Source organism: Capsulimonas sp. (assembly GCF_039929585.1).
GTDB lineage: Bacteria > Armatimonadota > Armatimonadia > Armatimonadales > Capsulimonadaceae > Capsulimonas.
Genome location: NZ_JBDSQY010000046.1, coordinates 1 through 7,459, shown reverse-complemented (window position 1 = coordinate 7,459; position 7,459 = coordinate 1). Strand labels below are relative to the sequence as shown.

The window sequence follows — 7,459 nt, the reverse complement described above, 5'->3', positions numbered from 1 at the left end:
CATCGTGCACTTCTAGCCGCGAATTTATTCGCCAGGCATAGAGTTTGCATAAGAGCAAAACTCTCTCGGCGCTGCTGCTAAAGGATCGTGACGTTGAACCCTTCCCAGAGACCATGCCCCGGCCGGTTGGCGATCAGCGGATTGGCGCCGGCGTTTTCCGCACAGACAAACTCCTGATCGGAATTCGATTTGAGCGAGATCGATCCGTCCGTATTTTCGATCCACTGGAACGTTTCCCAGAGGCCGGCGGACGTTCGGTTGTTGATCAGCGCCGCTGCTCCCCCATTGTCGGCGCAGACATAGTTATTATTGATTTGCGCGCGCAGGGCGACGCAGCCGTTGCCCATATCGACCACGATAAATCGCTGCGCTGTTCCAACAGTCGTGCTGCTGGCGATCAGGGAGGTCGTTCCCGCAGCGCTGGCGGTGACGTATTTATTGTTCGCGCGTGACTGAAGGCTGATCGTGGATCCGACGGGGATCGTTCCACTGAGCTTCCAGTAGTTGACGTTCATGCCGCTGGTCTCGCAGACGAGGCGCACCGTGTGCGTGGAGCCGTTCGCGTAGGAGCCGAAGGAGCCGGCGTCGATCGTCGTCCAATTCTGCCAGCCTCCAGTGTTGGGCAACGTGACGCTTGGCTTAACCGAACCGTCAATCACGAAATGCAGGCGGCTGCTGGCGGTCGTGGCGGCGACACGCACCAGGAAGTGCTTGGCGCCCTGGATGGGGACGGCTTGCCATTCGAACCATTGGTTCGCCTGGATATTACCAACGTCGAAGCCACCGCCGGCGTCGGCCGTCGTCTCGATGGTGATTGGACCGTTTCGATAGTAGTTGGCGGGACCGCTGCGGGCGCCGCCGCCAAAGGTGTCGCATCCTTCGATTTCCTCCTTGAGATCCGCCGGAAACGGGTTATTGCTGTTCTTGCGCACGATATTCAGACGCTGGTTCGGATAGTCGTAATACGTGGAGCTGTAGCCCAGCGCCGCCCCTGCTGGATCGAGATTGCGGGCGCGAAACAGCGCCGCGTTCTCTTCCCAGTCCGTAAAACCTTCAATCAATGTGACTAAAGCCCCGGCGCCATGCGTGTTCTGCAGCGACGTGTCTAATTGAACGCCGTGGTTCGAATCCACCCAGTTCCCGAACGACGCCGTTTGATACTGCGGGCAGCACGCCCCGATCAGCGTGCTGTTGAAGTTCGTCATCGTGTAGCCGGGCGCTCCACTGGGGCTGGGGTTGAACCAATTTTGGGTCGCGTCAATCACTGCGGGATTGTTGCACGTGGTGTCATTGGACAGAGTATCGCCGGAGACGATGATATAGGGATTGAAGCCGAACGTGCTTTGGCATTGCTGACGGACATACAGCAGCGCCTGGGACATATTGCCCTGCATATTGCCAATAAAGTAACTATTCCCGGTCCAGATGATGATGACCGGGCGTCCGTTGATCTTGAATCGGTTGGCGTCCGGCACCGTCTGATAGAACAGCTTGTAATTGTAGTCCCACAGGTACTTCCAATTGGCGCTGACGCTGATATCGAAGGGCAGCGCGTTGCCAAATCCGCGGCCGTTCGCCTCGTTCCACTGCGCCGACCAGGAGCTGGCGTTGTCGTCGAAGATCGCCAGTTTGATCCGGTCGTTTAAGCCACGGTTGTTGAGCGCCGTGATCAACGGCGTGATCAAAGTCGGGCTCAGGCCGGTCTCGGGAAAAGAGCCGCGCAGGTTCGGACAAACGAAATCGACGCCGCTCGCGCCCAGCTCTTCGGCCCATTCGTCCCATGTTCGATTGGGATTGGCGGGGTCCGGATTGAACTGGGGCGTATTCGCCATCCCCGTATTTGGCCCCGAAAGGTCGTTGGAGTAGTTCCAGCCGCAGGTGACGCCCACGAACTGCGCATTCGCGACCGTGGCGCTCGCCAGCAGCGCCGCGATCGCTAAGAGTAAAACAGCAGCGTTTCTCATCGTTTCTCCTTATTCCGAAGTTTCGTATTCCATCATTGGATTTTGCACGAAGATATCATGTCGTTCGGACTGGGGCTGAGACCGGGGAAATTGGGCGTGTCCGACGTCAGTGTCCAAGAGGCGCCGGTGAAGTTGTCATCGGAATAGGCAACGACTTTCCAGCCAAAGGGAATGCGCATCGAAGACGCCCAGTCATTGGGAACGCCCTTGGCGGCGAGCTGCGCCAGGGTGTAATTCCCCTTCGCCAGGCTTTGGCTTGCCGCGCCACTATACAAGGTGTCTTGATAGAACGTGACGCCGGAGAGCGTGAACGGTGTGGGATGTGTCGTTTGATACGGAATCGATCCCTTGATCATCTTGCCGCCGTCGCAGGTCAGGCGCAGGTAGTAATCGGACGAGACGTGGACGCCGTCGGCGTCGAGCGTGAGAAACCAGTTGTTCGCCGGGATCATGGACGTATCTTCAGCGCACTTGAAGATCGATGTCGCTTCGTTCATCTCATCGAACATCGAGATATAGACACTGGATGCGCCAGCGTTTCTCATCGCCGCGAACTGCGCCCACATGAAGTCGCCGTGATTCCTGGGGTACTGATTTTTGGGAGAGGCCGGACCGTTACTGTTGAAAAATGAGGTGCCGGGATAGGCGTCCGGCTGATAGTCCATTCCGTGGGCATTGCAGTAAGCCAGATCGCCGGAAACCCAGGGCTGATAACTGGCGTCCACCACCCGACCGACCGCCCAGGCCATCACCATATTGCACGCCGTGTAGACGTTCGCATAGTCCGCACGGGAGTCGCCGCTGTTGGTGCGCCACTGGCCGGGAACGCCGCCGATCACATAGCAGCCCTGGTTCTTGAACCAGTTGACGAGCGCCAGCCCGTCCGCCGGGCTGAGCGAAAACCATGTGTAACCGAGTCCCCAGAGGCACACCACGGGTTTTCCATTTTGCTTGGCGTACGCCGAAGAGGAGGTCAAATGAAGGGTGTTGACGATCGTGTTCGTCCAGTCGGATTGCAGCTGCGCCGTTCCGCCGGACATGTCGTACATGATGTAGAACTTGCGCCCGGTCGCCTGTGCGGCGTTCATCATCTTGACGGCCACGCCGTCCCGCTGCGCCTTGATGGTGCTGCCTGGCGTGATTTCATTGCCAAATCGCTGCAGCGCCGCCGTATCAATCCCATTCTGCGCCATCCAATTGAAATGGACATTCACCGTCGATTGATCGTAGGAAGAGAACATCTTCGCCGGCTGACCGTTGCCAAGATTCGAATACGTGGTCTGGTAGGACTGCGTGTACTCCCGCATATCGGGCCAGTTCTCCAGGTTCATATGGCCCCAGTTGTTGACGGGCGAGCCGTCCCCCATCGCCGAGAACCATCCCTGATACCCGACCGTCACCTTGCCGACGACATCACCGGGCGGACTTGCGGCGTGAGCCGGGCCACCGAAGCACAATGCGAGTAATATGGCTCCGACACTTCGAAGCCTCGCCCCGATTTTTCGATTGGACATCAATTGTTCTCCTTTGAATTTAAACAATAGATTGCGATTATATTTAAAGAAACATAACGTAAATTCGGCTCGCCGCGAAAACGGCGAGCCGAATATGGAAAGAGACTGAGATTACGGCGCCCATTTTTTGCGCAGGTCCGCAAGGTCCTGCGTGGCGCCGGGCGAGTAGTTGTCGCAGTTTAAGCCGCCTGACAACCACATCCCATTACACGAACCGCCGTTGTTGTCCGTGAAGACCCCCCAAGCGTTGACCTGCCCGTTGGCGCCCGCCGTTTGCTCCGGGCGAACGGCCTTCGCATGCCCATCACAATACACAACGTTCATTGTGCCCGTGTTGTGGCAGAACCCCTCTTTGGCGAAACTACTCGAATCGTGTCCATCCCAATAGGACCAACCAAGCGACGTATAGCCGGCGCCATTCCCTGCCGGCGGAGGGGCGCTGCCATTGGCGTAGGCGATGGACTCGCCGATCATGATCTTGTTGGAGGGCTTATCAATGAAGCCGCTGTTGTGAGGAGCTCCGTAGTAGGTTTTGTCGAACAACTGCATATTGAGCGCATATGAGGTGAAAGCGTCATCGGTCGTTGCGTAGTTCATCGAATACTTGTTGAACGGATTGCTCGGGCAGGCCCAAACGTTTTTGGACTTGATATAAGGGAGCGTAAGCAGCATGGTGTTCGTCCAGACGCCGCTATTAAAGGTAATGCCCGAGAAATAGGTCGATGCAGGGAAGTACTCATCGTAGTCCTGGGAGTACATGAGAAACCCCAAAGCGATTTGCTTTTCGTTGGACAGGCAGCTGATTGCGCGCGCCTTTTCGCGCGCCTTAGCGAAAACAGGGAAGAGTATTGCAGCCAGAATCGCAATTATTGCGATAACTACAAGAAGTTCAATGAGTGTAAAACCCGAACGCGGCTTTGTGTTGCTGATTGCCTTCGTGAGACTGAATTTCGAGAAAGTATTCATAGGATTCCTCATATCGTAGATTTCCACGGTGCATTAGTGCTGATGTGATACAGCAATAGTGGCGACATGACCAATTATACTATAGTGTTATTATCTTGTCAATATATAATTTTCCTCGGGTATAGATCAAGAAACCGCTTGTTTCATTGGGATATTTTCCTGATATTCATAGGACTAATAGAAAAACCTCGCTATTACCTTATGGTAATAGCGCGATTAGTGGAGGTTTAGAGGTTTTCTACTTGAATGTAATCAATGTTGACGCCGGAGCCGCCGTCGTCATACTGCAGTTTGATCTCCGAGTTTTGCGGGATCGCCGCTTTCACCCGCAGCGTCTCGTATACGCCCGTCCAGCTCTGGGTCGATGGGAAGGTGAGATCCTGCACCCGGACGCCGTTGAGATAAAGCGTGAGCTTGCCGGGATTGTTCTGCGTGCAGTATCGAATGGCGATCTGTCCGCCTGCGCGCACATGAGGAAATGTGAGGGTGGAGCCGAGCGCCATATTCGTGACCTCACGGCCATGAGACGCCCCGTGATCCGAGGACGCGAAGCACGCCGTCAGATTGGCTTCCTCGCCTTCGTACTTACCCGTATCCGGGCGCGCGCCGGCGTAGGAACCCAGCGTGGAAGCGTTCGTGTCTAAGCCCTTGGCGTCGTTGTTCGCCGTTCCCGTCAGCCGCAGATGCTTATCAGCGCTCAGTGGCTTCCCTACCCGCTCGATGATATAGACTGCGTTCGTCGCCGTGCTGAAGTGAAGCTCAGGCTCAGAAGATTCCAGAATGACGTCTCCCGATGCTTTGCGGACGATCACCGACAGCGCGCCCCAGGGATTCACGACTATCGCGGGATTGCCGTAAAGGCTCTTGATCCCAATGTATTTGATATCGCCCGCCGTGCGCTCCGAGCTGACGAGAAATCCGCCTTTGGCGAGCAGAGTGAAACTCCCAATGAAAGATTTGTCGGTCAGAGGCGCGGGAAACACTCGGATCTTGTCGTTGTAGCTTTGCAGTAGTGATTCGTTTATCGCCAGGATATGCACGCCCATATACTCGAACTCGCCGTTAGTATTGTCCGTGCGGCCATTGGGATAGGTCTGGTACATTTCCAGCATGACCTTCATCCCCTGATACGCCGCATCACCCAAGCCCAGACGGGCCGCTTGAATGGCGTCGGGCGACCAGACGTTGCTGTAGGCGTTGGGGCGAGTATTGAAGTTAATCAGAGCCTTCGAGAAATCGGGCGCGCCGATTCCCGTCACACTGTAAGGCCAAAGCAGTTCGCTGGTAATGTTCTCGCCGTTGGTCATCTTGATCGCCGGTGGGTCGTGCGGCAGGTAGCTCTGACCGTCCTCCGCGATGGGGTATGGCGCGAGGTTCGCCAGGACATCACGCCATCTGGCGCGCAGACCGGCGTCCACGCCCAGCTTTTCGCTTGATGCGATAGTGATCGGAAAGAGGCTGCGCACGGCGGCGAGGTCCGTGATCGCGTTCTTCACCCGCCAATACGTCTCATGCGCATTCGACATTAGCATATCGTACTTGCCCGTGTCAGCGTTTTTGGTGAACTTGCTCGTATAGCACTTCGCAACTTCCCGCATAAACGGATAGGCTTTGTCCCGCAGATACGCGGCGTCATTCGTGTATCGATACCGGTCGTACATATTCTCCGCCGCTTCCGTGCCGGTAGAGTAGATGTTCTTGGTGAAGTCGCTGTCATCGGTGTGGCGCGCATTGCCATCCCAGCCCATCGTCTCCGGGACCCAGATCCCATCGATCCCATACTTGGTTTGTGTGTAGGACTTCAGCGCATCGAAGTTACGACTGTAGAGATTGTTGTAGCCATCCAGCACTTCGGGATGGTTCGCGGCCAGGAACCCATTGTAGACATCGCGCTGGTTCCAGAACCAGTACGCGACGCTCCACTTGCTGCTGTGCTGGTCTTCCACGGCACTGTACGCGCCATTGATAAAGTGGAACGGGTAATTGGCGTAACCGCCGGCAGCGATGAGATACGTGTAAAGATAATACGCGTTCTCCAAGTAATCGGCGTCGCCGGACATCCCAGAATATTGGACAAACGACTTCGCCCAGAACGCATGCCGCCAATTTTCATAGCTCGCCATCGTGGCCGCGTAACCTTGAGTTTTGACAGCGTCGAGCAAGCGCTTCGCCTGTGGAACAGAGCTGTGTTCAGGAGCATTAAGCCGGCTCGCGCAGGCGATCCAGATCGTATAGCTTGACGACGGGGTAATCACCAGTCGGAGTTTGTTTGGACCGATCGTCTGCGTCGTAAACTTCGCGCCTTCGACGGTCGCCGCGAGCGTATAGCCGAAGTTGTGCGGATCGGATTGGCCTCGGCTAAGGCCAATGCCCGAGGCGTCGGCGTAGGTAGTCACGGTGCGCCAGGTGTCGATATTGGGAACGTCGCCGCCCCCGAGCTTCGCTACATCCCACAGACTGAGATCCAGGTTGATGCTTGCGACGCCCGCGCGCTTATCGTCCACATGGATTCCCATCACTTCAGAGTTCGGCGCCCCCATGATGGTGACCTTACGATCCGCTCCGTACGTCGTGACGAGAGCGCCGTCGTAAAGCGATAGACGCTGCTGGAACTTCCCGCCACCCGCATCCATGCCCGGCGTGGTGGAGAGGTTAATCAAGCCGCCAGAAAACGCCGTTTCTTCGGAGGCGTCCACTCCCGTCACTTGCATCGTCAGACCGTTCGTATTCCAAACCATCGCGCCCACGCGCCCATTGCCGACGGTGGCGCCGTAGAGCGGGTTTGTGATCGGCTTATTAAAAACGACATCGTGCTTGGACAGATAATGGGCGTAATCGACATCCATCACGCCGGTTTTCGGATTGAACGACTGCGTTGTCGGGCCTGCGGTGGACGCGAGGGGCGCTAGCGTAAGAAGAGCAACAATGGCCGTCGCCAGATATTTTGTGTTCATGAGATGTCCTTGAGAAACGTTAACGACAGCATAAGAGCCGGGGCGGCGCCATTCGAAGTTA

At 56.4% G+C, this 7,459-nt stretch carries 4 protein-coding genes; all 4 read right to left on the bottom strand.

Annotated features, from left to right (window positions below; genetic code table 11):
* Nucleotides 1-77: 77 nt before the first annotated feature.
* The gene (locus ABIZ35_RS03190; RefSeq protein ID WP_348218425.1) at nucleotides 78-1,964 is read right to left on the bottom strand and encodes a DUF5010 domain-containing protein; all 1,887 of its coding nucleotides are present in this window, start codon (nucleotides 1,962-1,964) and stop codon (nucleotides 78-80) included.
* Nucleotides 1,965-1,996: 32 nt separating this feature from the next.
* The gene (locus ABIZ35_RS03185; protein WP_348218424.1) at nucleotides 1,997-3,478 is read right to left on the bottom strand and encodes a lectin; all 1,482 of its coding nucleotides are present in this window, start codon (nucleotides 3,476-3,478) and stop codon (nucleotides 1,997-1,999) included.
* A gap of 111 nt (nucleotides 3,479-3,589) precedes the next feature.
* Nucleotides 3,590-4,444 carry a DUF1559 domain-containing protein gene (locus ABIZ35_RS03180; protein WP_348218423.1) on the bottom strand — a complete coding sequence of 285 codons (855 nt, stop codon included), beginning with the start codon at nucleotides 4,442-4,444 and terminating at the stop codon, nucleotides 3,590-3,592.
* Between the two features lie 227 nt (nucleotides 4,445-4,671).
* The gene (locus ABIZ35_RS03175; protein ID WP_348218422.1) at nucleotides 4,672-7,398 is read right to left on the bottom strand and encodes a carbohydrate-binding domain-containing protein; all 2,727 of its coding nucleotides are present in this window, start codon (nucleotides 7,396-7,398) and stop codon (nucleotides 4,672-4,674) included.
* Nucleotides 7,399-7,459 lie beyond the last annotated feature (61 nt).